This window comes from Vibrio sp. 1151_11 (genome assembly GCF_029478525.1).
Taxonomy (GTDB): domain Bacteria; phylum Pseudomonadota; class Gammaproteobacteria; order Enterobacterales; family Vibrionaceae; genus Vibrio; species Vibrio anguillarum.
Genome location: NZ_SHMN01000007.1, coordinates 66496 through 87995, shown reverse-complemented (window position 1 = coordinate 87995; position 21500 = coordinate 66496). Strand labels below are relative to the sequence as shown.

The 21500-nt window shown below is 43.5% G+C and carries 24 protein-coding genes, 1 other RNA gene and 1 pseudogene; 10 read left to right on the top strand and 16 right to left on the bottom strand.

The genetic code is table 11. The annotated features are described in order from the left end of the window. Window positions 1-43: 43 nt before the first annotated feature. The 11 genes from EXZ60_RS07585 to EXZ60_RS07535 form a co-directional block, all read right to left on the bottom strand. On the bottom strand, window positions 44-1969 hold the full coding sequence (locus EXZ60_RS07585) for an HTH domain-containing protein (RefSeq protein ID WP_277435512.1): 1926 nt from the start codon (window positions 1967-1969) through the stop codon (window positions 44-46). Between the two features lie 89 nt (window positions 1970-2058). Beyond that, on the bottom strand, window positions 2059-2805 hold the full coding sequence (locus EXZ60_RS07580; protein ID WP_277435511.1) for a KDGP aldolase family protein: 747 nt from the start codon (window positions 2803-2805) through the stop codon (window positions 2059-2061). Continuing rightward, window positions 2796-3920, bottom strand: coding sequence for a DgaE family pyridoxal phosphate-dependent ammonia lyase (locus EXZ60_RS07575; RefSeq protein ID WP_017049433.1), 1125 nt, complete (start codon window positions 3918-3920; stop codon window positions 2796-2798). Before EXZ60_RS07575 ends, EXZ60_RS07580 begins: the two co-directional genes overlap by 10 nt. Next, window positions 3904-5067, bottom strand: a complete 1164-nt coding sequence (locus EXZ60_RS07570; RefSeq protein WP_346780461.1) for an amidohydrolase/deacetylase family metallohydrolase — start codon at window positions 5065-5067, stop codon at window positions 3904-3906. Before EXZ60_RS07570 ends, EXZ60_RS07575 begins: the two co-directional genes overlap by 17 nt. A 45-nt stretch (window positions 5068-5112) precedes the next feature. Next, window positions 5113-5760: a DUF4310 family protein gene (locus EXZ60_RS07565; protein WP_194574715.1), complete on the bottom strand. Its 648-nt coding sequence runs from the start codon at window positions 5758-5760 to the stop codon at window positions 5113-5115. Window positions 5761-5770: 10 nt separating this feature from the next. Then, on the bottom strand, window positions 5771-6547 hold the full coding sequence (locus EXZ60_RS07560; protein ID WP_017045612.1) for a DUF4311 domain-containing protein: 777 nt from the start codon (window positions 6545-6547) through the stop codon (window positions 5771-5773). A gap of 24 nt (window positions 6548-6571) precedes the next feature. Continuing rightward, the gene (locus EXZ60_RS07555) at window positions 6572-6865 is read right to left on the bottom strand and encodes a DUF4312 family protein (protein WP_017047947.1); all 294 of its coding nucleotides are present in this window, start codon (window positions 6863-6865) and stop codon (window positions 6572-6574) included. After that, window positions 6862-7230, bottom strand: coding sequence for an SFCGS family glycine-rich protein (locus EXZ60_RS07550; protein ID WP_017042958.1), 369 nt, complete (start codon window positions 7228-7230; stop codon window positions 6862-6864). Before EXZ60_RS07550 ends, EXZ60_RS07555 begins: the two co-directional genes overlap by 4 nt. Further along, complete coding sequence (locus EXZ60_RS07545; protein WP_228209387.1) at window positions 7221-7583, bottom strand: transcriptional regulator; 363 nt, start codon at window positions 7581-7583, stop codon at window positions 7221-7223. Before EXZ60_RS07545 ends, EXZ60_RS07550 begins: the two co-directional genes overlap by 10 nt. 294 nt (window positions 7584-7877) lie before the next feature. Further along, window positions 7878-10805, bottom strand: coding sequence for a DEAD/DEAH box helicase family protein (locus EXZ60_RS07540; protein ID WP_277435509.1), 2928 nt, complete (start codon window positions 10803-10805; stop codon window positions 7878-7880). Continuing rightward, window positions 10805-11389: a class I SAM-dependent methyltransferase gene (locus EXZ60_RS07535; RefSeq protein ID WP_277435508.1), complete on the bottom strand. Its 585-nt coding sequence runs from the start codon at window positions 11387-11389 to the stop codon at window positions 10805-10807. Before EXZ60_RS07535 ends, EXZ60_RS07540 begins: the two co-directional genes overlap by 1 nt. A gap of 251 nt (window positions 11390-11640) precedes the next feature. On the opposite strand from EXZ60_RS07535, the gene EXZ60_RS07530 reads away from it, so the two are divergent. The 3 genes from EXZ60_RS07530 to EXZ60_RS07520 all read left to right on the top strand — a co-directional run bounded on the left by EXZ60_RS07530 (window position 11641) and on the right by EXZ60_RS07520 (window position 13134). Continuing rightward, window positions 11641-12036 carry an ACT domain-containing protein gene (locus EXZ60_RS07530; RefSeq protein WP_094499758.1) on the top strand — a complete coding sequence of 132 codons (396 nt, stop codon included), beginning with the start codon at window positions 11641-11643 and terminating at the stop codon, window positions 12034-12036. A gap of 99 nt (window positions 12037-12135) precedes the next feature. After that, window positions 12136-12288: a hypothetical protein gene (locus EXZ60_RS07525; RefSeq protein ID WP_013857464.1), complete on the top strand. Its 153-nt coding sequence runs from the start codon at window positions 12136-12138 to the stop codon at window positions 12286-12288. 288 nt (window positions 12289-12576) lie between these two features. Next, entirely contained in the window at window positions 12577-13134 is a 558-nt protein-coding gene (locus tag EXZ60_RS07520) for a hypothetical protein (protein ID WP_013857463.1), read from the top strand. Window positions 13135-13313: 179 nt separating this feature from the next. On the opposite strand, the gene EXZ60_RS07515 is transcribed toward EXZ60_RS07520, so the two are convergent. After that, a complete protein-coding gene (locus tag EXZ60_RS07515) occupies window positions 13314-13793 on the bottom strand; it encodes a MarR family winged helix-turn-helix transcriptional regulator (RefSeq protein WP_277435507.1) in 480 nt (159 codons plus the stop codon). Between the two features lie 189 nt (window positions 13794-13982). On the opposite strand from EXZ60_RS07515, the gene EXZ60_RS07510 reads away from it, so the two are divergent. The 5 genes from EXZ60_RS07510 to EXZ60_RS07490 all read left to right on the top strand — a co-directional run bounded on the left by EXZ60_RS07510 (window position 13983) and on the right by EXZ60_RS07490 (window position 18503). Further along, complete coding sequence (locus EXZ60_RS07510; RefSeq protein WP_277435506.1) at window positions 13983-14471, top strand: EamA family transporter; 489 nt, start codon at window positions 13983-13985, stop codon at window positions 14469-14471. Between the two features lie 1023 nt (window positions 14472-15494). Continuing rightward, a complete protein-coding gene (locus EXZ60_RS07505) occupies window positions 15495-16289 on the top strand; it encodes a transcriptional regulator (RefSeq protein WP_064624581.1) in 795 nt (264 codons plus the stop codon). Continuing rightward, window positions 16276-16761: a hypothetical protein gene (locus EXZ60_RS07500; protein ID WP_088720980.1), complete on the top strand. Its 486-nt coding sequence runs from the start codon at window positions 16276-16278 to the stop codon at window positions 16759-16761. Before EXZ60_RS07505 ends, EXZ60_RS07500 begins: the two co-directional genes overlap by 14 nt. 627 nt (window positions 16762-17388) lie before the next feature. Next, window positions 17389-17898, top strand: coding sequence for a thiol peroxidase (gene tpx / locus EXZ60_RS07495; protein ID WP_064624585.1), 510 nt, complete (start codon window positions 17389-17391; stop codon window positions 17896-17898). Then, on the top strand, window positions 17895-18503 hold the full coding sequence (locus EXZ60_RS07490) for a redoxin family protein (RefSeq protein WP_064624587.1): 609 nt from the start codon (window positions 17895-17897) through the stop codon (window positions 18501-18503). Before tpx ends, EXZ60_RS07490 begins: the two co-directional genes overlap by 4 nt. A gap of 473 nt (window positions 18504-18976) precedes the next feature. Here the strand turns inward: EXZ60_RS07490 and EXZ60_RS07485 are convergent. The 3 genes and pseudogenes from EXZ60_RS07485 to smpB all read right to left on the bottom strand — a co-directional run. After that, window positions 18977-19141 (bottom strand): annotated as a pseudogene (locus EXZ60_RS07485) (integrase); the annotation flags it as partial. 110 nt (window positions 19142-19251) lie between these two features. Next, window positions 19252-19618: a transfer-messenger RNA gene (ssrA, locus tag EXZ60_RS07480) on the bottom strand. Between the two features lie 67 nt (window positions 19619-19685). After that, complete coding sequence (gene smpB / locus EXZ60_RS07475; RefSeq protein WP_013857439.1) at window positions 19686-20171, bottom strand: SsrA-binding protein SmpB; 486 nt, start codon at window positions 20169-20171, stop codon at window positions 19686-19688. 116 nt (window positions 20172-20287) lie between these two features. Here smpB and EXZ60_RS07470 point away from each other — a divergent pair, with 116 nt between their 5' ends. Further along, complete coding sequence (locus tag EXZ60_RS07470; RefSeq protein WP_017049442.1) at window positions 20288-20719, top strand: SRPBCC family protein; 432 nt, start codon at window positions 20288-20290, stop codon at window positions 20717-20719. Next, complete coding sequence (locus EXZ60_RS07465; RefSeq protein WP_010319507.1) at window positions 20719-21021, top strand: RnfH family protein; 303 nt, start codon at window positions 20719-20721, stop codon at window positions 21019-21021. Before EXZ60_RS07470 ends, EXZ60_RS07465 begins: the two co-directional genes overlap by 1 nt. Before the next feature lie 111 nt (window positions 21022-21132). Here the strand turns inward: EXZ60_RS07465 and bamE are convergent, their stop codons facing one another. Next, window positions 21133-21492, bottom strand: coding sequence for an outer membrane protein assembly factor BamE (gene bamE, locus EXZ60_RS07460; RefSeq protein ID WP_026027472.1), 360 nt, complete (start codon window positions 21490-21492; stop codon window positions 21133-21135). Window positions 21493-21500 lie beyond the last annotated feature (8 nt).

Genomic DNA, 21500 nt, shown 5'->3' with positions numbered 1-21500 from the left:
AAAAAATAGAGGGCATCTAGGAAGCATCACACAGCGATATATTTTATTGTAATTCCAGATGCGCCAGTGTTTTGAAGTGCTTGAAGGTTTCGCATTGCGACAGACTTTTGCCTAATTTTTTATTAATCAGCACTTGGAAAAGATCATACAGCCCCATCGCCTCTTCATAGTCACATTTACTTAAGGCGAGGAAAAAGATCAGATAGGCTTTTTCACCATTACCCCATTCAATTCCACGCGGTGCAGCGACGGTGTAAATCATCGAACGTTTAGCAAAGAGTTCAATCGAGTGAGGTAGAGCAATGTATTCACCCATCATGGTTGAAACCAAACTCTCTCGCTCTTGCAGTGAAGCTCGGTATCCTTCCTCTACCAACTCCGTTGATTCAAGATGCGAGCAAACCTGCTCAAAGAGGTGTGATTGCTCAATGACGTCATCAAGGTAGAGAAATTGAGTCTTGGAAAAATACTTATCCAAAAGATAAGAGTGCGTGCGATCAACCAACACTTGTTTGCCCAGTTCTTCCAATTGATGTTGGGTAGGGAAGGGGTCAACCACAAAGCTCTGAATCTCTCTATTGGCTAAGGGCATGGTGGTAATAATGAGGTCCGCTTGCGTGGCATCAGCGGTGATCAACTGTTCAGGTGAATAAACCGTTTTCATATCCAATTGCGGATACTGGCGGCGGATGATCGCTTCTAGCCCAAGTGTTGCGGCATTACCGGCGTCGCAATACAGGAGAGCTTTGGGTGTACGGTGACCTAAATGGTAATTACGTTCAAGCCCCACACCAATGTGAATCACAAGATAGCCTATTTCGTGCTGTGTCATGCAGTAACCCGTCTCTCTGATCCAGTCTGCGATGGCTGATAAGGTAATACTGTAAGCGAGTGGGTAGTGCTGTTTGATATGCTCGGCCAATGGGTTAATTGTGGCGACATGATGTTTGACACGAATGATCATATGGCAGACGTGGTTGTGAAGATCGCGGCGTAATAGTGCATCGTCACGCACATCGTAAGGGTAATTTTGATAGATATAGTCAAAGATGTGAGTGACTAGAGCATCGGCTTCATGCTGTACACCTTGGCTAAGGAGTGCTTGATTCGTCGCAATTCTCGCTTGAATGTGAATCGCCAAGGCGGCAATTTCATGGTTATTGGCGGGTAGCAGCATCGGTAGCGCAGAAAATAACGCTTTGGCAATTGGTAGCGTCGTTTCATGAACATCGTTTTTAGAAAATTCGGTAAGCTCTTTGCCACACGCGAGCCTGTGCAGTGTGACGGCAGCATAAAGGGTTAACCAACGCAGCCCAATATCATTGATATAGAGTGTATGGTTGGTCAACACTTCACGAAAGCGCGCTGCAAAAATTTGCTGAGATTTTTCAGGGAAAATCGTACTAATAAAGCCCAGAGCTTGTTTTGTCTCTTTTTGTTCGATGTAGATAAGCTGTGTTAAACGGGAGCGAATTGCCATTTCTGGGCCTTGGATCAGCATGCCCAAACGAGGTTTACTTTCAATCGATAAACCAAACGTGGCGAGTTGGCTGCGTACATCGGCCATATCATTTTGAATAACGGTGCGGCTTAGATTCCATGTCTCGGCCAATTCGTCAATTTTTACGCCTTGTTCTGCCGTCAATAGCAGCACTTGAATCTGAATGATGCGCTCTTTACTGGTCCTTGGAATCGTTTCTGCATTTTGCACCCTCGACAAAAAATGCTCGAAAGTTGACGGGTTGTAAATATTGAGTTGGTAACCGGAACCGCGCTGGTGGAGAAGATGCGCGCCATGGTTGACCATCACATTATTGAGCAGCGCGACATCGGTGCGTATGGTGCGTGTCGAAACATTAAGCCGTTGCGCAAGTTCGTCCTGAGTCAAAGGCGAGGCGGATACAGCATCCAACAAATGAATTAGGCGAGGGTGCGGTAGCTTGTACATCATCGATTCCCATTCCAGCATGAACAGCGCTATCTAAAAGGTAAAATGCACTAAAAGGCAATAGATAGCCAACGCTTTGTTATGCCGGAGCACATGCTCCGGCGTCGGTGTTATGAATGTGCCAGTTGTTTTTGAGTCATGGCCAGCAGGGTTTTCACATCCTCGGGGCGAGTCTGTCCGGTTTTCTCATCGATGATTGAGCTATAAATGTGTGGAATGACTTTTTCGACACCCGCATCGAGAGCGATGCGTAAAATCTCTTCAAAGTTGTCCAAATCAATACCACCCGTTGGCTCTAACCAAAAGTGGTGACGAGCACAGGCGTTGGCAACTTCTTGGTACTCAGCTTTGCATTTTAGCCCCTGCATTGGGAAGAATTTGACCGAGCTGCAGCCCATATCTTGCAACATGGCAATCGCCGTATCAACGGGAACAACCGCTTCTTCCATGCCGGAACTTTTCGGGCCAGTTGAGATTTTAACCAAGCCAACAGTGCCTGATGGTGAAATCAAACCATTCACGATGGTGTGATTTTGACCTAGCGCTTGACGCGTAGCCCCCACACCAGTAAAGACTTGATTGACATGCTGAGGCTGCAGTATTCCGGCTAAAGCCGTCACCATATCCGATTGTTTGGGATCCCCTGCGCCAAGGCCAATCGATAAAGCATTCTCGATTTTTTTAGCGCACGCTTTCATATCAGCCGCAGCGCTTGCGGTATCTGGGTAATCTTTCGAGAGCATACCAACCAACACATGGCCTTCTGCGGCTTGGTAGACTTCAATCGCATTATGATGAGAGCCCGCCAGCACATTGAGACATACGCGGTCAGCGTAAAAATTAGGGTTTAAAGACATTCTAATGACTCCTGATTCAGTTGGTTCATGGCGCTAAGAATAAGTTCAAGTTGATGAGATGAAACACTGCGGACATCAAATTCCACCGAACCTTCATTGGATTTGTAAGCGCGGCAGTAAATCGCTGGGTTACCATTTTGGAGGCGTGTGACGGCTTCATTAGCGCTGATACCAAATTGTTTGGCATCAAAACTCACTTCTGCACGTGCGATATCTCGGCCTGCACTGTCCCAAACCACGCGCGCGCTTATCCCTTCAATACGGTTTAACCCCTCGATAAATGGCGTCATTTTATCCACCATTTGTTGGCCGGTTTCTTGTTGGCGGCTTAAGTACAGCTCAATGGCATGCGTTAGGCCTAAAATGCCTTCTTTACCGACTTTCATGGCACGGCCAATCCCTGCAGATTGCTGCTTAACCCATTCCACATATTGATGTTTCCCAATCACTAAACCGCTGGTTGGGCCTTCAATCGCTTTCGCACCACTGTAGATAACCAGATCAGCCCCTTGCTGATAATAGAGTTGTAGATCCTCTTCTGCTGCTGCATCAACAATCAGCGGAAGCTGGTGGTCTTGAGCCACTTTGGCCGCTTGTGCCACGGTTAACATGCTTTTTTGCACGCAATGGTGCGATTTAATGTAGAGAATGGCGGCGGTATTGGGGGTGATTGCCGCGGCTAATTGTTCTGCGCTGCATTCATTAGCCCAACCGGCCTCAATCAGGTTACCGCCGCCAAGATTTACCATGCTGCCAACCGGGGCACCATAATTGACGTTATGCCCTTTGGGGATCACAATATCCGTTGCGATCGGGTGCGTTTTTGCATGCAGATGCTCAAGCAGATAAGGGTTACCACGCACAATGACTGCCGCGACACTCTGTGCAATTCCCGCTGAAGCACATGAGACCACGACTGCATTTTCAACTTGCAGCAAACGAGCAATATATTGGCCGGTTTTGTTCACCAAATCGCTCATTTCAAAGTAGTTGTTCATCCCAAAACAGACAGTCTGCTCCACTTCGGGTTGCGGAGTAGAAACACCAAGAGCTGTCATACGGCCAGATGCGTTGATCACTTGTTTCAAGTGATATTTTTCAAGAATGGAAGACATAATGCTGTTGTCCTTGTTCAGTCAATACAAGCTTGCCGTCAATAATGGCAGCAAGAGGCGTAAATCTCTGTTGTCCAGTTCGATGCTGGTGATGAGTATCGGTGTAGTTAACCGACGCTTTATTGATGGTGTAGAGCGTTAAATCGGCATCATAGCCTGCAATTAAGTGCCCCTTTTTCGCTAGGCGAAGTGCTTGCGCTGCTTGACTCGTCACGCGCTCAATGATCTGCTCATGGGATAATCCGAGTGTAAAAAACATCGACATCAGGTGTGCAAGACCGTAAACCGGGCCATTGAGCCGGTTCTTACAGTAAATGTCAGAACTGATCGTATCGGGCAAAATCCCTTGTGCGATGGCCTGCTCAGCCACCTCAAAACTGAAACTGGCACTGCCGTGGCCGATATCAAGTTTCAGGCCTCGAGCTCTGGCCTGCTGAACGCTGCTTTTTATCTCCCCATGACAATCAAGAATGCGGTTAGGTTTGCCATTAAAGCAGTGAGTGAGAATATCGCCTTTGCCCAGCAGAGCGACAATTTCATCCAAATCCGGCGGCGCATTACCGACGTGCACCATCAATGGAACGCAGCCGCATTGCTGCTGTAATGCTTTGGCAGCCTGAAGCGGCATTAAGCCATTGTGGCCGACAACACTACCGCTCATGCGTGCTTTTAAGCCGACAATAAATTCGGGATGACGAAGCAGCGCTTGCTTTGCGCTATCCAGATCAATGTCGTTGGCATCGGCCAGTTCATTTTGGCGCAACAAGCCAATTTTCGAGATGTTAAGTAGTGCGCGCACATGGGTTGTGCATTGCGCTGCAAGCTGCGCAAAATCATCCACGTCGTTTGCGCCTGTGCTGCCCGCATCAATGACAGTTGTCACGCCACCGGACACCCCAACGTTATCGGGGTGGTCGTTATAAATAGGCGAGTTCGGATAGCAGTGAGTGTGGCCGTCAATCCAACCAGCACTCACAAAAACGTCATGATCTAAATCGACGGTCTGTTTTGCCAATGAACCAGCAAGATCGCCCACCGCCGCTATTTTGTTGCCCTGAAGGGCGATATCGATACTACACCCACCCGCTTGTTGGGCATTTTTGATCAGGATGTCATACATAATTTGCATCTCACGCTCTTCGCTCATCGGCGCGAAGAGCGATTCTCAGTAGAATTTAAACCCCAGCTTGTTTTACAGTGCGATAGGAAAAAGAGCTCCTAACGCCATCGCTCCGAGAATGGCACCACCCGTAATCGGTTTACCCCACACATAGAAAATCAATGCGCCACCTAGAGAGCCGATCCCAATCGGGATAGAAGCGGCCATCGCAGATAAAATGATCAATGGTCCAAGAAAACGGCCGGAGCTATTGCCTGCTCCCATCATCACATCAGCACCGTAGGTTGAATCGCTTTGGTTAATGGTGAATTTACGTGCCAGCACAATTAAGCCACCAATCGCCAAACCAGCGAGCATGCCTGTGAGTAACGAAGCGGTGAAATTTTCAAGAGGATAAACAATGCCAGCACCCAGTAGTAAAGCTGGAATCCCTAAACCCACACCGGTTTGCACTGCGCCACCGATATCCAAAATGCCCACGAGCGAACCTTCAATGATGCGAGCAAACAGAAAGCTTGCACCAAAAGCGGCCACCGCACCGTACGCGCCTGTATCCATCCCTGCTCGCAGCATGGAAACAAACGCCACCTCGTTAAAAGCACCGACACCGTATAAGTAGTACATGTGCGTTCCGGCAAAAACCCCGGCTGAAAGCAAGCCCACGAAAATCGGGAAAGACCAGTCGGCATACCAAAAGTTGTTTTTCATTTTTTCGTCCATGGTCAACTCCTTATTTGCCACTGATCATGAGATGGATATTTTCAAGCCACAAAGGAACTTGCATATGGAAAGCTTCGATAAATTTCATGTCGAACCCGCGGAAGAAAGCACTTAACGCAAACAGTGCAATAATCGCCGCCATCATGATCTGAGTTACTTTGTTCCAACCACTCTCTTCAACACCTTTACCAATCAAAATACCCAGCACCAAACCAGGAACGGCGTTGCCCATGATCATTTGCGCTAAACCACCAAAGATAGTGGCCCAAAAGCCCGATTTCTTACCCGCTTCAATTGCCGCTAGCCAGAAAATAACCGGCATGACGGTATTCACCAGTAAGTTTGCCGCAGGTACTAATACCTTTACCGCCGTGACTTGCAGCGCCGCAGGAACGGCCGCTGCCGTTGAGTTAAGAAACGCAACCACAATTGCACCGATAATGGCGCACGCAATGCCCATTCGTTTTGGATCATGCAAGGTAGTGGCAAGGTCGCGGTTTTTTATCATCAGCGCCGCTGCGCCCCAGTTCGGGATGATGCGGTGGTCAACATCTTGAGTGAATGCCCCTGCCGCAACCGTTGAGGCCCAAGCATTAAAGAAGAATCCAAGCCCAAAAGAGAAGTGAGAGGCCGGGTCGCCTTCACACGAGTTCAACTCTCCCAGAGTACGAAATGCGCCCATACCTTGGATAGTTGGAGCATGGAACATCCTTGCCGCGCCTACTCCAACGCCGATACCGACTAAGCCACCAATGATGATGGACTTAAAGAGAATGATAAGAAACATGTCAGGGATCCTTATAGTGACCTGTTAACGTTTGAAATCGACCTGTTCCACATCGATGTGGGTCAGGCTGACCGTAACCTCTAGCTTGACGCTGTATTGGCGTCGATCTCTTGCAAGAAAGAAGAAAAGGAATTTCTCTCGCGTTACTTTCTCTTCTGCTTGTAAAACGTTGACGTCTAACGGCTCAATCCGGAGGAGCACTTTTGCGTTATTCTTAAGTAACGTGGGTTGCACTTGGCTTAAAGCCGCGGCAAAAGCCTGCTGCTTTGTTTCGCCTTTGCCACTCACGGTTACCTTAGTGGTTAACTGCTCTTTCATGCTTTGACGCCATGCTTAGCCACAAACGCCTTCACCAGTTTTTCGCCCAGCTCTTCTTTATCCATAAAGCCGAAACCCAAAACCACGCAGCCTTCATTGATCGCAGTTATCCCTTCCTCAACAGAGCGCATTCCATAACGGCATTGATAGCCATATTTTGTTTGCGCTGTGATAGCACCAGCGCCGCCGCTGCCGCAAAAAGAGATCCCTAAATCGGCTTGCTGCTGATGCATGACATCACCTAACTTCATGTCTGCGGCCATGCCGGGAATAACGGTCACTTCAGCGCCTGCCGCTTGAGCACCAGCTCCTACTTTTTGACCTTTGCCCATGCGATCACCAATAACGACTTTGATTACTGACATGTTGTTTCTCCTGCTGTTGGGTTTAATTCGTTTTCTTTAGCTACTTCAAAATGGACCGAAAGCAGATGCGCTTCTTCATAAGCGAGGTTCTCCATCCAACGACACACTTGCTCGGCCAAGGTGAAACAAATGGGAGAGATTTCATCAAACATCTCCATATCGAGCTCAGGCAACGATTCGCCACTAAACGAGCGCCAAACCATCGCTTTGATGTGTGTTTCGAGCATTTTTTTCTGTAGCGAATCGGGGTAGATAGCGTGTGAATTAAGCAAGGCAATGGCTCGTTCGGTGAGCGACAAACCAAGCTCTATAATCTGTGCATCATCCATGCTAATGGGTTGAGAGTTTTGCACCGTGGGGTTCTCCAAATGTTTAGCTTGGAGAAGAAAATAGCGTAAAAGGGAGCAAGGGTGGATAGGCCCTATTTCCACTTCCAAATGGAAATAAACCGTGGCCAGTAACATTCGCGCGGTTTTATGTGATGTGTGAATAAGATTTATGGGAGTAAATGCGCTGAAAAGGTGATTTGAATCGCTATTTCAAGCGCAAATTTATCGTCTATTTATTTGCTAACCGTCACAAAACAACGGGTGGTTATTTTAGTTTTATGTTTATTTCCCCAATCGGGCGTCAGGAAGCACGCAATATTAACGGAGGATGGCTTTGAGCCGAGCAAAAGTGCGCATGCTGTCGGTTGCAAGCATAGGAGCGTAGTCAGCGTTTTGTGCCTCAAGCTGATAATGGTTTGGTCCTATTTTGCGTACTACGCGTAGCAAGTAGTGGTTATCACCCGTTTCATCTTGAGTTTCAATCGCCATGACCAGATTAGAAATTGAACCAGCGCTCTTTGGTGTGACCCATTCAAGTAGTAGTAAATCACCATCTTGAATCGGGTTTTTACCTCCATTCATTGAGTTACCTGAAGCGGGGGCAATGAAATGTCTTGTTGGATCAAGCTTACCGTAACCAGCGGCGACTAAATATTGCTCTTGAGTATCATGAGTACCTTGCTTGAAATGACCGCAAGCAATTTTTAGATCGGGGTAGAGGGGCAAATAGATACCTTTTTCGTTTGCTTGGCTTGGCAACGGAAGGATCTTGGCCGAAGTTTGGATTGGCTTCGAGTTTGAGTGTGCTTCTTGCTTACTGACTCGCTGTATGTATTCGGCAAAACGCAAATCGACAAGTTCTTGAATAAGATCATGAAGCTGTGGCAAATCGGCATTGTCTACAGCAAAAGTGGGTAAAAAGCGGTGATTATCCACCTTAAACCATGCATGGCCAGAAGAGTCTGGGCTTGTAAACGCTTTGACTGGGTTTCGATTCCAGTAATTTAGCCATTCTGATCCTGTGGCGCTAAATTGCTTGGCTTGTTCGGTGAGATCTCGTCGCATTAAATCAGGTCTACGTGATAGCACTTTATGACTTTGAATCGCTAGCTCATTCAATGTTGGAGGTTTTCGCAAACCATCAAGCTCTAATAGTGCTTCAAGTAAAACGGCTTTAAAGCATTTGCTCATCGCTGTGATTTCGACTGCTTTGAGCAAAAACTCGTCATATTTCGCCAGTCGTTGAGTCAGTGCTAAGTCACTTTCTTGGTCTGCCACGAACCTAAACCAACTTTTCATCGAGCGGCGTACTTTAGTGAGATCATAACCATGGTGGAAAAACTCGGCGGCACTCGGTCGGTGTGCCAGTTGATGCTTAAGATCTTGGTAATCTTCAGCCGCAGTTGAACGTATCTGTTTTGCTAAGGTTTGCCAAAATTGCAGCAGTTGTGGATCAAAGTTGACATAGCAACCAGTCGCTAACGAAGTAGTTTGGTTGATCGTTTTGACTATTTCTTTCAGTGAACCCACATTGAGTAGGGTTGCTGGCCTATTTAAAAATGAAGAGTGATTACCGATAAAATCTAACACCAGTAATTGCTGTTTACCTGTACTCGGAGATTGGCGCAAACCGCGGCCTAATTGCTGTAAAAAGAGTATTTTTGATTCGGTGGGACGAATCATCAAAATGGTATCAATCGCTGGTAGATCGGTTCCTTCATTGAATAGGTCGACAGAAAAAAGAATGTCGATGCTTCCTTCATTCAACTGTTTTAAGGCGTCGTTTCGACGTATTTGAGAGTCACTATAGACAGCGATAGCGCGAACGCCTTGTTTGGAAAAGTATTTCGCCATGTAATCGGCATGACGTTTAGAAATACAGAAAGCTAATGTGCGCTGTTGTTTTCTGTCAAACCAATGTTGATAAATATGTTCGGCACGCTGCTTGGTTGCAAATGCACTGTCCAAAGCTGTGGGGTCAAATTTGCCATTGCGCCAAGGGATTTCTTGATAATCGACGAATTGATCGTAAATACCGTAGTAATGAAATGGCACTAAAATTTTCTCATCAATGCCATGCACCAAGTTACGCTCAAACACTAAATTGTTGTCGCAAAGCGATAATATATCGGCTTGATCAGAGCGCTCGGGTGTTGCGGTTAAGCCTAAAAGAAACGCTGGTTGGAAATAAGCGAGTAAATCTCGGTAACTACGCGCACTTGCGTGATGAAATTCATCGACAATAATATAGTCAAAATCATCGGCTTTGAAGCGCGCTAACTGCGCTTTTTTACCTAAGGTGGCGACTGAAGCAAAAAGATAATCAGCTTCTTCTGTTTTTTCAGATCCGTTGTATAAGCCAGTTTTAGCGTTAGGTATTAATTTACTAAATGTGCTTTCAGCTTGAGTCAGAATCTCTTCTCGATGGGCAACAAACAAGACACGTTTTGCTTGCATCTGTTGAGCATCAAAAGCGGCTAACCATGTTTTTCCCATTCCAGTCGCTAAGACAACCAACCCACGTACATAGCCTTGTTCACGGCTCTGGTTGAGCGCTGATAAAGCCAACACTTGCATTGAGTTTGGGGTAGGGATCTCCGGTGCTTCATCGGCTCCATCCAACAGTGTTAATGAACGTTGCATTGACAGTTTTTTGTAGCGCAGTAAGTAGTCGTCTATCCAGTGATGGGAGAGAGTCATACTCTGTTCATGAGAAAAAATAGCTGAAAACTGCTCACGAATATATTCAAATTCTTGCGCTGCGGGTGAAGTGGCTGGTTGCTCAAAATCGTGGCGTAAAGCCCACTCATAGCTTTGTAGTAATGCTGTTTTACTGATGTTATTTGAACCGACCCAAGCACACCCTTCACTGATGGTCCCTTGTTCTGTTTTAACAAAAATGTAGGATTTCATATGAAAGCTATGTTGACTTTCACAAGTAAAAATACGGCATTGCGCTCCACGTTCCGCCAATATCATAAGGCGTCGTAATGCGACTGGGTGGGTTATTGCTAGATAGTCCGAAGTCAGTAATTTGAGTGAGGCTCCACTTTTTAGAGCGTCAAGAATAGGGTCAAATAGTAAATCCAATCCGGAAGGTTGAACGAAAGAAACTGAGATCTCTATTTCACTAGCGTGGTTAATGGCTTGGATTAACTTAGGAAGTAGCGGGTCTTGTTTCCCTCCCGCACTTAATTTTGGACCGCTATATAAAGTGGCTAGACCCTTGTTTCTATGAGCGCTCATCACTCTTCACTTTTTATTAAAATAGCATTCAACCACTGTTCGTTTTGGCGATCCGCTCTTAAATCATTGGTTATCCAGATTTTTGCCACATTCAATGGGGCATGAGCGATCCACTGTGCTAAACGTTGTTCATCACCGTTGGTAAATCGACGGCCATCACGTTCCAATTCCCCTGTCCCATATTTAAAAGAACAATATAGAGGGGCTAATGGTTTTAGCTGAGAAGCTAAATGAGTAAAGGTATCTGGAAGATCCAACTCACCAACATGCAGTAACGATGCGCAAGCCCAAATACCATCAAAAGATTGATCACTTTGAAAATCAGCAAAGGTTGAAACGGTGACCGGAATTTGAAGCAGTTGAGATGCTAAGCTTGCTAATTCTTCACTGGCGTCAAATGCCACCACTTTATAACCCTGCTCAATGAAACTTTTTGCATCTCTGCCAGAACCACAACCAGCATCAAGGATGATGCCCCCTTTTGGAATATGGGGCGTAAAGTGTTCCATCAGCGAATGGGTATCTACTTCTTTGGTTGATGCAAAAAACAGTTGGGCATTTTGGTTGTAGAACTCGATAGACATAATCGCTCCTCAAAGTGAACGCTATTCTAACTATCTAATACCAAAGGCTCAATTGATTGCAGTACAAGTGTGATCAACTGAGTTGTTTTAAGTTTTTCGTGCGCAGACAGCTAGCCTAAAGTCGCCATAGAACTCAAGTGATGTTCTATTCAATAAGAATGACTAATTAACCATTAATATTATTAATTTCACTTATTCCACAGAGGGCTTTACTCTGCACTTCGGCTTCAATTTGAATGAGAAATAAAAATATGACAGCGATTACTGATTTAGAGGTTTTACTGCAATCCATGTCACCCGAGTTGGTGGGCGGAAGTTATGTGTTTTGTACTGTGCAAGGGGCATTAGCCGATTATTTGCATTTAGAACCCGTGGCGACATTTCAAGAGCGTGAAGGGCTGACCTTGGTCATTGAGCAGCAAAAGGCTGTTGCGGCGCAGCTCGATTTTGAATCGGTATTCAGCTTAATTACACTGACGGTTCATTCAAGTTTAGAGGCAGTGGGTTTAACGGCCGCTTTTGCAACTAAGCTAGCTTCGTATGGCATCAGCGCTAATGTGATTGCGGGCTATTATCATGACCATATTTTTGTACAAAAAGATAAGGCAGAAAAGGCGATGGCGGCACTCAAAGAGTTCGCACAATAATGATTTCCTTGCTACCTGCAACTCCAAGTTGTTTGGTAATAAATATTCAAAATAGCATAGTTTGATGCAACCAATCGGTTAAGTGTAGAGGATAAGTGTATGAGTAATATGGTAATGAAAGTGAAGACGGCATCTGGTCGGCAAGTGACCTATCACCGGAATTTAACGGCGCTGCGCCAGTCGTTTGACCAAGCTGGGATTCGCTACCAGTTGATTGAGACGAAAGTGGTTGCGGTTCGTTCTCCTCGCTGAATGAGTTAGCGTACGTCAGTTAATTTTTATTCAGGGATGATTGAATGTGTCAAAAGGAGAGTGGTGATGCGTTTGTTGAGTTTGCAGTTTTGTTTCCAAAATTGAGAAACATATTTTCGAGAATAAGCGTGTATTGATAAGAGTCTTTTCTAGGATTTATACCGAATGCCGTGATATTATCCTGCGCCCAACGGTCAGGTGGTGGGTTTATAAACCACTACAGGCCTTATTAGTAGCAGATAGTTTCATTGTTGTGGATGATGATTCTATATAAAAAGAGACCGTATTTTGCTTGATATATTACGCGAAGTATTAGGATGGACATCTGTCGCATTCTATATATCACTCACCATCTTTAATTCGATGAAGTTTACTCGCTATGCTGCATTTGCTTCGGCTGCGAATGATATTGCTTGGTCAATTTTGATGGGCTGGTGGCCTAAAGTCATCCTTAACCTGTCGGTTGGTGCCATTAACGCATATCGATATGTGAAAGATTTTACTAACACCAGCAAAATGGTGATCAATTCTGCTGCAGCTTTGATGGCGAGCGGTATTCTTTATATTGCTTATGTGGCCGTAAGCAGCTTTATCAATAACCCCACACTTGCCGAAGCCTTGCAGTTTGGCGATCTCGCGTTAATTTTGTTGGCACTGTATATGACTGACCTGAAAAGGTTCCGTTTGCTCATGTTCTTATCGGGGTTTGTTGGTATGGCTGCCTATTTCGGTAACCCACAAATGATGATCATCAAAGCGTTGGTTATTGGCATTATGGCTTACAAGCTTTTCCGCGCCGATAAACTCACGACAGTCGCTACCCATCAGCAACAAACGAATGCATAACTGCGGGTGTGTAAACTGACCTCCGCATTTGTACAAGAGAAACATCAGGGTGGCGTCCTAAGTTGAGATTGGCGCGCTTTCTATTTATTGAGCGATAGTCATTGAGCTGCGATTGTTTTAGTAGGTAAGAATTTTTCTCGACACCTTTCATGTATATCATAACGAGAAACATGTTCGTCTTAAGGGAGTAACTGACTAAATATCAATTTTAGTTGGGATATTTGTGCCTCATTTAATCCTTTGAATAGTTTTCCAATTTCATCAAAAAACTCGGGGCTAGCATTAGACATTAATTCAACATCATCGCTAGTTAATGAGATAATTACGGATCTCTTGTCTATAGAATCATATCTTCTCACCACCAAGCCTTTATTATTTAGTCGCTCAATCCTGTTGGATGAAGCGCCAGATGATGGTAACAACGTACGTTCTTTCAGTTCTTTTGCTGTCAGCTCAAATGGAATTCCAGAGAGAAAAAGCGTAGCAAGAACATCGAATTCAGAAACGTTAACCCCATACCCTTTACAGAAGCTATTTCTAATGTCAGATAATAGTGAGCCAAATCGTACAAAAAATATAGCCAGTTCAATTGTGTCTCTATTCAGCTTCATATCTACTGAAAGCCATTGCTCTATAACTTCTTCAATGCTGATGTTCAAATTCAGTCCTTGTTCTATTGATTACTGTTTTTGTGCTGTTGCTTCGCAATACTTAATTTCACACCATAAATAACGATCTTCACCAACGTACCAATTACTCTAAAATATATAAGCCCAAGATATAACTTCAATCAGATTTGTTTAAATAAAGTATTTTTAACTAAGCTTATTTGCAATGTGAGATATGATATGAAAATTTTTCTGGCAATGTTAGCGCCTATTCTTTGGGGGACAACTTACGCAATAGTATCTTCGGAATTTTTTGGTTGGTCACCGTTTACTTTATCAGTTTGGAGAGCACTACTGGCTGGGTTTTTACTCCTATTGTTAAAACCTGCATTTCCAAAATTATCTGAATTACCAGCTTTACTATTAATCAGGTTTCTTAATGTTGCTCTATTTTTTGGTCTGCTATTCGCTGCGGTAATGCAGATTTCTAGCACATTGGTTGGTGTTGGCATAGTCGCTTTACTTGTTGTTGGGTTAGCGATCATGGGAATATTTAACCAAGTTAAACCTCCGGTGATTCAATTGATTTCAGCATTGGTTCTAATCAGTTGCTCTGCGTATTTATTTACGACCAGTTCTGTTCCAATAAGCTTAAGTGCAGTATTTCTTCTAATTGGAGCCATGACAGCTTTAATTGGTGGGAGTGTCGTCGCCCTGACCCCAAGATAAAAATCAGTCATTTAGAAGGATTGCTTATAGCGTAAAAAGATCACTCCAATCTATTGATGGTGTTTATGTTTAAAATAATCATGATTATGAAAAAAGCGTTAAGACTCGTTCTGTAATCTAAGCGTTGCATCACGATATAAGAAAAGGTGGATCTCAGTTTGAGCTTTTCTATCAACCCCTAGTATTATAATATGAATATATCTAAAGAGTATCTGTGGGAAATTATATTAAGATGGAAACGTACCCAATATGGAGGGCCTGGATTATTTATACACTTATTAGCAACGGATCCACATCTACATTACTCACTAACTATGATGATTTTAAAAAAGTTAATAGAATATGCGATAATAAATAAAGAAAAATTACCTAATATTAGCATCAATATCAGCCATTCAGATTTAAGTATAATCAGTTTTTATACTGATGTAATGTAAGCTACCAAATTAGCCCCTGAATTAATAGGTTCAATAATGTTTGAAACTGTTTAATATAGTGAAGAACTTTCTCATGATTATACCAAAGATAACTTAAATCTGCTCAAGAGTACAGGATTCTGGTTTGCTATTAATGACTTTGGTTGTAGTTATTCTTAGTGAAAATTGTGGTTGTTTTTAATTGGGTTAGTCTACGATGTTAATTTAGATGGTGGTGTAAAATTCTAGATTAATAATATATCTAGACACATATTGTTGTTAAATTGCACTGTAAATGTTAATGGCATTCTTACATTTAGAGTATTAATACTAAATGTAATGGAAAATTATTTGTATTGTTGTTTTTCATAAAATGAGCGGGTAGTATATGCGCAAATATTAGCTAATTTAAATAAATCTAAAGTTCATCCATATAAAAGAGGGGACAACCTTCGTGTTACTATGAGTAACAGTTACCTTTAGATAGATTTTATGACGTACTCTAGGATGGAGTAACGTGTTCGTATGCGAACGATGATCTTTCAGGGACGATTTTAGGCTTAGGTGTCATACCTAAGAAAGTTGTAGATTGATTAGTTGTACGTGTATGAATTGCGAATTTTTATGGCAGTTGTATCCTCTTGCTCGGGAACAACTGGTTAATGTTAAAACCTTGAGAGCCCAAAAGCTGAAAGGTACAGAATGTCGAGTATTGGAAGTCTTAATCGCAAATCAAGGGCAGGTTGTACCGAAAAAAGAGTTGTTTACCCAGGTTTGGGGTGATCGGATTGTATCCGACAACAGTCTGACCCAATGTATTGCTCAATTACGTCTAGCCTTCGGTGATAACGGCAAAGAACAGAAGTATATAAAAACCATTCCTTCGCGTGGTTACATGTTATTTGAAAACGTAGTGCAATTGGCGGAACCTGAGCAAAATGAATCACCGGGAAAAGCCATTTCTGTACCGGAAGATGCTCAAATTGATTATAAATCTCTTGAAGTGGTAGAGCGTCAGTATCGCCAACAACTGAAAGCGTTGCTGGCGTTATTCTTCGCCATGATATTCTTGTTTCAAACTGCTCAGGCTACACATCGTTGGATGTTTGGTTGGAATGTTTCTTTGGATCGTTGGATTACTCAAACACAAGGTGACAGAACTTTCATGTTCCTCGATAACCCAGCAAGTGAAACGCTTTATCGTTATTTCCGCGATGAAAGCTCACACCTCAAGGAGAGCTCTGTGACCGAACTGCTTATTTCCACTGGTGTAAGTAATTATTATCTTTCTTGTGTCTATCGATGTAAATCGACCGGCGATCAAGAAATCAAGAACTTCACCTTTAATTTGCAGGAGAACTTCTACCTAATTGGAGGGATGGTACGCGATGTCTGTCAATAAATTACTGCTCGCGTTTTTTTTCCTAGCTGGAATAGCAACGTTGACTAACGTTGCGCTCAAAATCGCAGATGTACCTGACTTTATGAATGGAAAAACGAGTCAACTTTTCTATGGTAATACTCTTAATGTGAAGCTAAACGGTGATATCTTTTTAAGTGAGGATTATCACACTATCAATCATCGATTGTTTTTTAATCAAAAATCACATACTAGCCACGTGCTCGAAGGTGAACAGAAGGGATTGTACTTTAGTTATTTCACCGATTTCTATAGTGATAATTTAGTCCAGTTTACCGAGTTTTCTTTTCCAATAGACGCACCACTGAACTCGAACAAAGTGATTCAGGTTGAAGCTCATGCCATGAGGCGCTTCAATAACGAAATGTTGCAGATAATTTATCATAACCGCAAAGTCCTTTGTTACACAAAATTGCTTGAAGGTGGTGTGAAATGTATCACGCGTCGAAAATAAGACATTAATTCTATCTCTTGAATCAACACTGCTTTTTTGTTTTTCGCGACGGCGTCGACATTTTGCCATACTCTTCCGATAGTCGGAAAGGTGGTCGTATATCCCTACGACTGCGATATAATCTTATCCAATTGACTTGATGATTCTTGGTTCCTGCATGAACTGCGGTATAACGATGGTCCTTAAAATTAACGAACTCGTTCGTGATGGGTTGTGGAAACGGTAGTATGTGTTTGTCGACTAACCTATATCACTTACAACGTTCTTTCTTCTAGTTTCCGCTAATCCGTGATGCCTCTTCTTTCCTTCATTTATGCTTTGTATTTCATTCCATGCATGCTGATTTTAATAGGCTGATAAAATGACATCAGATCGTAAACCAAAGTAGGATATATACGTTTAGATCTACGATAGAGTTAAACGAAAGTGATTTATTTATATTTTAAAAACAATGATATAAGTGTGAATCATAAATGTTTTGATTAGTTTATTGGGGTTGGAGGCAGTGTTTTGGCAACATGTGCCTTGTTCTAGAGTTTGCTCATTTAGATTGCTCAACATCATATAACCAAAGAGTGAACTCATGCTCATGAATGTACTATCACTATGTCTATATAAGAGGTAATTATGTCAGTAACATTTTTAGGAAATCCTGTATCTGTAAACGGTCAACTACCGCAGAAAGGGGAGCAAGCCCCGCAGTTTACTCTGTGTGACCAAACATTGGCTGATATCAACATTGAGTGCTTTGATGGAAAAAAATTGATACTCAACATTTTCCCAAGTGCAGATACACCGACGTGTGCTAACAGTATTCTATCTTTTAATGAAGCGGCAAAAAAATTAGATAACACCGTCGTTTTGTGTGTATCAGCTGATCTTCCATTCGCATTGACACGTTTTGTCGAGCAACAGAAATTAGATCAGGTGTCCATTGCATCGTGTTTCCGCTCACCTGAGTTTGCTCAAAGCTACGGTGTTGAGATTACGGATGGTGCTTTACGAGGTTTGACTTCGCGCGCAGTTGTTGTATTAGATGAGCATCGTCAGGTGCTGCACTCTCAATTAGTAAGTGAAATTGCTGATGAGCCTAACTACCAACAAGCAATTGCAGCGGTAAAGGGAGAGCGATCATGAAGCGCGCATTAGTGTTGCTAGCAATGATCACATCCGGTATTACTTTCGCAGGTTATGATGTAACACAACAAACGGCAGCATTGGGGGATAACCAGAATGTCACGTTGGAACATTCAAGAATCTTCACGTTAGGTGGTCATGCTGTCAAAGTAGGTGATCTTATTCCGGCTATGACATTGGCAAGCTCTAAACTGGTTCCGGTTGAGACTCAAGGCAGCGGTAAAGTACGAATCTACAACTTATTGGTCTCAGTTGATACACCAGTGTGTGTAGAACAGGCCGTTGAGTTTAATGCATTGGCTGAAAAACATGCTGATTATGCGGAACAACTAGAGTTCATTAATGTTAGTGCCGATACTCCGTTTGCTCAAGAGCGTTTTATCTCTGAGCAAAAGCTCGGCAAGAAAGTCGCGTTTCTTTCGGATTCATATAAGCACGAGTTTGGCCAACAAACAGGATCGCTTATAGAAGAGTTAGGCCTGTTGTCTCGTGCCATTATCGTCGTAGGTAAAGACGATCGTATTCTACATATCCAGCGAGTGCCAGAGCTTACGCAATTGCCTGATTTAAATACAGCTGTTGTTATTGCAAAACGCCACATCTAGCGTGGTAATTTTCGGCATCAAGCGCCTCCTCTCCGGTGCTTGGTGCCGTTTTTATTTATGAGTGACAAACAATGAACTTTTTGAAGTCGTTAATGGTGGTGGCACTGGTAACGTTGACTTTTTGGATCTTTTACTCTCTACTGCCTGTACATTTTTCTCCTGAGCAATTGTGTCAAGAGCTTAGGCGCTTTGAATCTTATCAGCGCTTTCCTACGCGCAATGTGTGCCATTCCAGTCACTGGTCGCAAGGTTAATCCCTCAACACTTGTGGTTTAACCGAATCATCATTCTTTTATCTTTCCAGGAAATCGACTGCTGTTTTACAGTGATAAAAAATGACGTAATGCCTCTTGAAATTATTATGGCATGACGTCCTTAATGCCCCTTTCGGGGGGCTGTAAACCAAAGCCGCCTTCTAAGAAGGCGGATTTTTACCCGACAGCGCGAAATGTACGAGTACCAGTAACTGTAACTTAAAGGTCATCCTGAGATGCTTTCGAGATGTGATTGCTCCACCAAACCATGAGCTTTCTGCGCCGTTCTATGTACACTTTACGCACTTCATTCGAATCAATATGAGAGAGCGCAGCCTCGATAACGTCTGAGCCAAACCCTTGCTTATTGAGCGTTGTATTTGCAAAAAAATGAGCTGTCTAGGAGGTGACTAGACTAGTGTGGACGCTAAGTTATTGATTTACTTTTCTTTGGGTATAAAAAAAGACGTCCTAGGACGTCTTTCTCTATGATTTGGTGGAGCTGGCGGGATTTGAACCCGCGTCCGAAAATCATTCATCATTGGTACTACATGCTTATTCGATCTTTAATTTCACCATCAAACTGCGAACCGACACGCTATCTAATGGCTATCCTGAATTAGTTTTAATGCTTTGTCTCTCAGGCGGGAGACGCGGCACGAGCTTGTTTGGTTTTGACTCTCTGTTGTTCCCCGTCTTACGAGCGGAAGCTAGGGCAGAAAGGCTCTTGGCAGGTTATTAAGCTGCTAGTGCGTAGTTTTCGTCGTTTGCGACTATTTTTTTGCGGCTTTTAACGTGGCAAACCGCCCCACGGCATGCACCTCAGACTGCAAAATTCCCGTCGAATCCAGAATCAGCCCCAAGTGTGTTGACGCATACTACCAGAAAACCTTTGTCTGTCTAGCTTTCTGCGTCTAAGTGGTCAAGATTAACGCAATGAGCTCTTCATTACGCGTGCTTTCTCTCTTGCCCAATCTTTTTCTTTTAAATCATCACGTTTGTCATGCAGTTTTTTACCTTTCGCTACACCAATTTTGATTTTCACCCAAGAGCGAGACCAATACAGTGATAGTGCGATAAGTGTCATGCCTTCACGGTTGATGCGTCCATAAAGGTTATCCAGTTCACGGCGGCTGATTAACAGCTTGCGCACGCGAGTTGGGTTGGCAACCACGTGAGTGGATGCTTGCTGCAGTGGCGTTATTGTCATTCCGGAAACAAAGGCTTCTCCGTCTCGCATGAAAACGTAGCTTTCTGCGATATTAGCTTTGCCTTGACGAAGAGATTTGACTTCCCAGCCTTGGAGCTCCATGCCTGCTTCTACTTCATCTTCGATAAAGTATTCGTGGCGAGCTTTTTTATTTACAGCAATGGTATTGCTACCTGCTTTTGAGTTTGATTTTTTCTTTACCATAATGGCGGCATTATACGGCTTGGTTCGAGCTTAGGAAATCCTTTTATTTGCGTAGGATAAGAATAAAAGTAAAATTGTTACACACCAGACTCTTTCGGTGGTGATGAGGAGAGAATATGAAGCAAGTCAGTCGTTCTGCTTTAGTGTCTTTTAGTGCAGAACAAATGTTTAATCTCGTGAATGACGTTGCTCGTTATCCTGAATTTTTGCCAGGTTGTTCTGGTTCTCGCGTTATTGAATCTTCCGATTTGTCGATGGTGGCTTCGGTGGATGTTTCAAAGGCAGGGATAAGTAAGACGTTCACAACGTCGAATGTGTTGGTGGCCAGTGAAGCTATTTTGATGAATTTGGTCGATGGTCCTTTTAAGGTTTTAAAAGGCGGTTGGTATTTTACTGCACTTGATGAACAAGCCTGCAAGGTTGAACTTAAACTGGAATTTGAATTTTCGAGCAAAATGGTGGAATTGGCTTTTGGCAAGATATTCAATGAATTGACCAGTAATATGGTTAACGCATTTACCAAACGAGCGAAACAGGTGTATCAGTAATGAGTATTGAATCTGAGATGATCCATGTTGAGGTAGTCTATGCATTGCCTCACGAGCAAAGAGTACTGAATTTGGTGGTAGACAAAAACTCAACCGTCGAAACGATAATTCAACAGTCCGGTGTGCTTGAGCTCTACCCAGAGATTGATTTATCAAAAAATAAGGTCGGTATTTTTAGTCGTAACGTTAAGCTAGATTCGACGGTCAGAGACCGTGATCGCATTGAAATTTATCGTCCGTTATTGGCCGATCCTAAAGAGATCCGTCGCAAGAGAGCCGAGCAGGCAAAAGCGCAACAGTAAACGTTGCTGCGGTATTGGGTGCAAGATAAAGGGCTCGTTATGAGCCCTGTCCGTTAGTGTCACTCATTGTGAGGTGCACTTTGGGTATCATTTGTTTGAACGTGTTTTCGTTCAGTTTACGCCTTCAAAAAACCGTTCGCTAGGAGGGTAGTCGCCACTGATTTCCATCAAAGCACCTGCGGTATTAAATGTCGCAATCAGGTTTTTCTGTATCGATTCTTTGTGGCCTTCCGTGTGGTGATAAATGTAATACCAAGTATCGGGATAACCGTTTTCAATAAGCATCGGCGACCCCATGACAAACCTAACCTGTTCTTTGCTCATACCGAACTTGAGTTGATCGACGGCTTGCTGTTCAACGTAGTTGCCTTGGTTAATATCAATACGATAAACGAGTTTTTCTAATAAAGAGCATCCAGTCAGCATTGTCATTGCTAAAGGGACTGCGATTAACCACTTTTTTAACTGCATATTCAAAA

What these genes read in the sequence shown, in the direction of transcription:
- EXZ60_RS07585 (WP_277435512.1), bottom strand. Translation starts at nt 1,969, where the DNA reads ATGCTGGAATGGGAATCGATGATGTACAAGCTACCGCACCCTCGCCTA.
- EXZ60_RS07580 (WP_277435511.1), bottom strand. Translation starts at nt 2,805, where the DNA reads ATGTCTTTAAACCCTAATTTTTACGCTGACCGCGTATGTCTCAATGTG.
- EXZ60_RS07575 (WP_017049433.1), bottom strand. Translation starts at nt 3,920, where the DNA reads ATGTCTTCCATTCTTGAAAAATATCACTTGAAACAAGTGATCAACGCA.
- EXZ60_RS07570 (WP_346780461.1), bottom strand. Translation starts at nt 5,067, where the DNA reads ATGAGCGAAGAGCGTGAGATGCAAATTATGTATGACATCCTGATCAAA.
- EXZ60_RS07565 (WP_194574715.1), bottom strand. Translation starts at nt 5,760, where the DNA reads ATGGACGAAAAAATGAAAAACAACTTTTGGTATGCCGACTGGTCTTTC.
- EXZ60_RS07560 (WP_017045612.1), bottom strand. Translation starts at nt 6,547, where the DNA reads ATGTTTCTTATCATTCTCTTTAAGTCCATCATCATTGGTGGCTTAGTC.
- EXZ60_RS07555 (WP_017047947.1), bottom strand. Translation starts at nt 6,865, where the DNA reads ATGAAAGAGCAGTTAACCACTAAGGTAACCGTGAGTGGCAAAGGCGAA.
- EXZ60_RS07550 (WP_017042958.1), bottom strand. Translation starts at nt 7,230, where the DNA reads ATGTCAGTAATCAAAGTCGTTATTGGTGATCGCATGGGCAAAGGTCAA.
- EXZ60_RS07540 (WP_277435509.1), bottom strand. Translation starts at nt 10,805, where the DNA reads ATGAGCGCTCATAGAAACAAGGGTCTAGCCACTTTATATAGCGGTCCA.
- EXZ60_RS07535 (WP_277435508.1), bottom strand. Translation starts at nt 11,389, where the DNA reads ATGTCTATCGAGTTCTACAACCAAAATGCCCAACTGTTTTTTGCATCA.
- EXZ60_RS07530 (WP_094499758.1), top strand. Translation starts at nt 11,641, where the DNA reads ATGACAGCGATTACTGATTTAGAGGTTTTACTGCAATCCATGTCACCC.
- EXZ60_RS07525 (WP_013857464.1), top strand. Translation starts at nt 12,136, where the DNA reads ATGAGTAATATGGTAATGAAAGTGAAGACGGCATCTGGTCGGCAAGTG.
- EXZ60_RS07510 (WP_277435506.1), top strand. Translation starts at nt 13,983, where the DNA reads ATGAAAATTTTTCTGGCAATGTTAGCGCCTATTCTTTGGGGGACAACT.
- EXZ60_RS07505 (WP_064624581.1), top strand. Translation starts at nt 15,495, where the DNA reads ATGAATTGCGAATTTTTATGGCAGTTGTATCCTCTTGCTCGGGAACAA.
- EXZ60_RS07500 (WP_088720980.1), top strand. Translation starts at nt 16,276, where the DNA reads ATGTCTGTCAATAAATTACTGCTCGCGTTTTTTTTCCTAGCTGGAATA.
- tpx (WP_064624585.1), top strand. Translation starts at nt 17,389, where the DNA reads ATGTCAGTAACATTTTTAGGAAATCCTGTATCTGTAAACGGTCAACTA.
- EXZ60_RS07490 (WP_064624587.1), top strand. Translation starts at nt 17,895, where the DNA reads ATGAAGCGCGCATTAGTGTTGCTAGCAATGATCACATCCGGTATTACT.
- smpB (WP_013857439.1), bottom strand. Translation starts at nt 20,171, where the DNA reads ATGGTAAAGAAAAAATCAAACTCAAAAGCAGGTAGCAATACCATTGCT.
- EXZ60_RS07470 (WP_017049442.1), top strand. Translation starts at nt 20,288, where the DNA reads ATGAAGCAAGTCAGTCGTTCTGCTTTAGTGTCTTTTAGTGCAGAACAA.
- EXZ60_RS07465 (WP_010319507.1), top strand. Translation starts at nt 20,719, where the DNA reads ATGAGTATTGAATCTGAGATGATCCATGTTGAGGTAGTCTATGCATTG.
- bamE (WP_026027472.1), bottom strand. Translation starts at nt 21,492, where the DNA reads ATGCAGTTAAAAAAGTGGTTAATCGCAGTCCCTTTAGCAATGACAATG.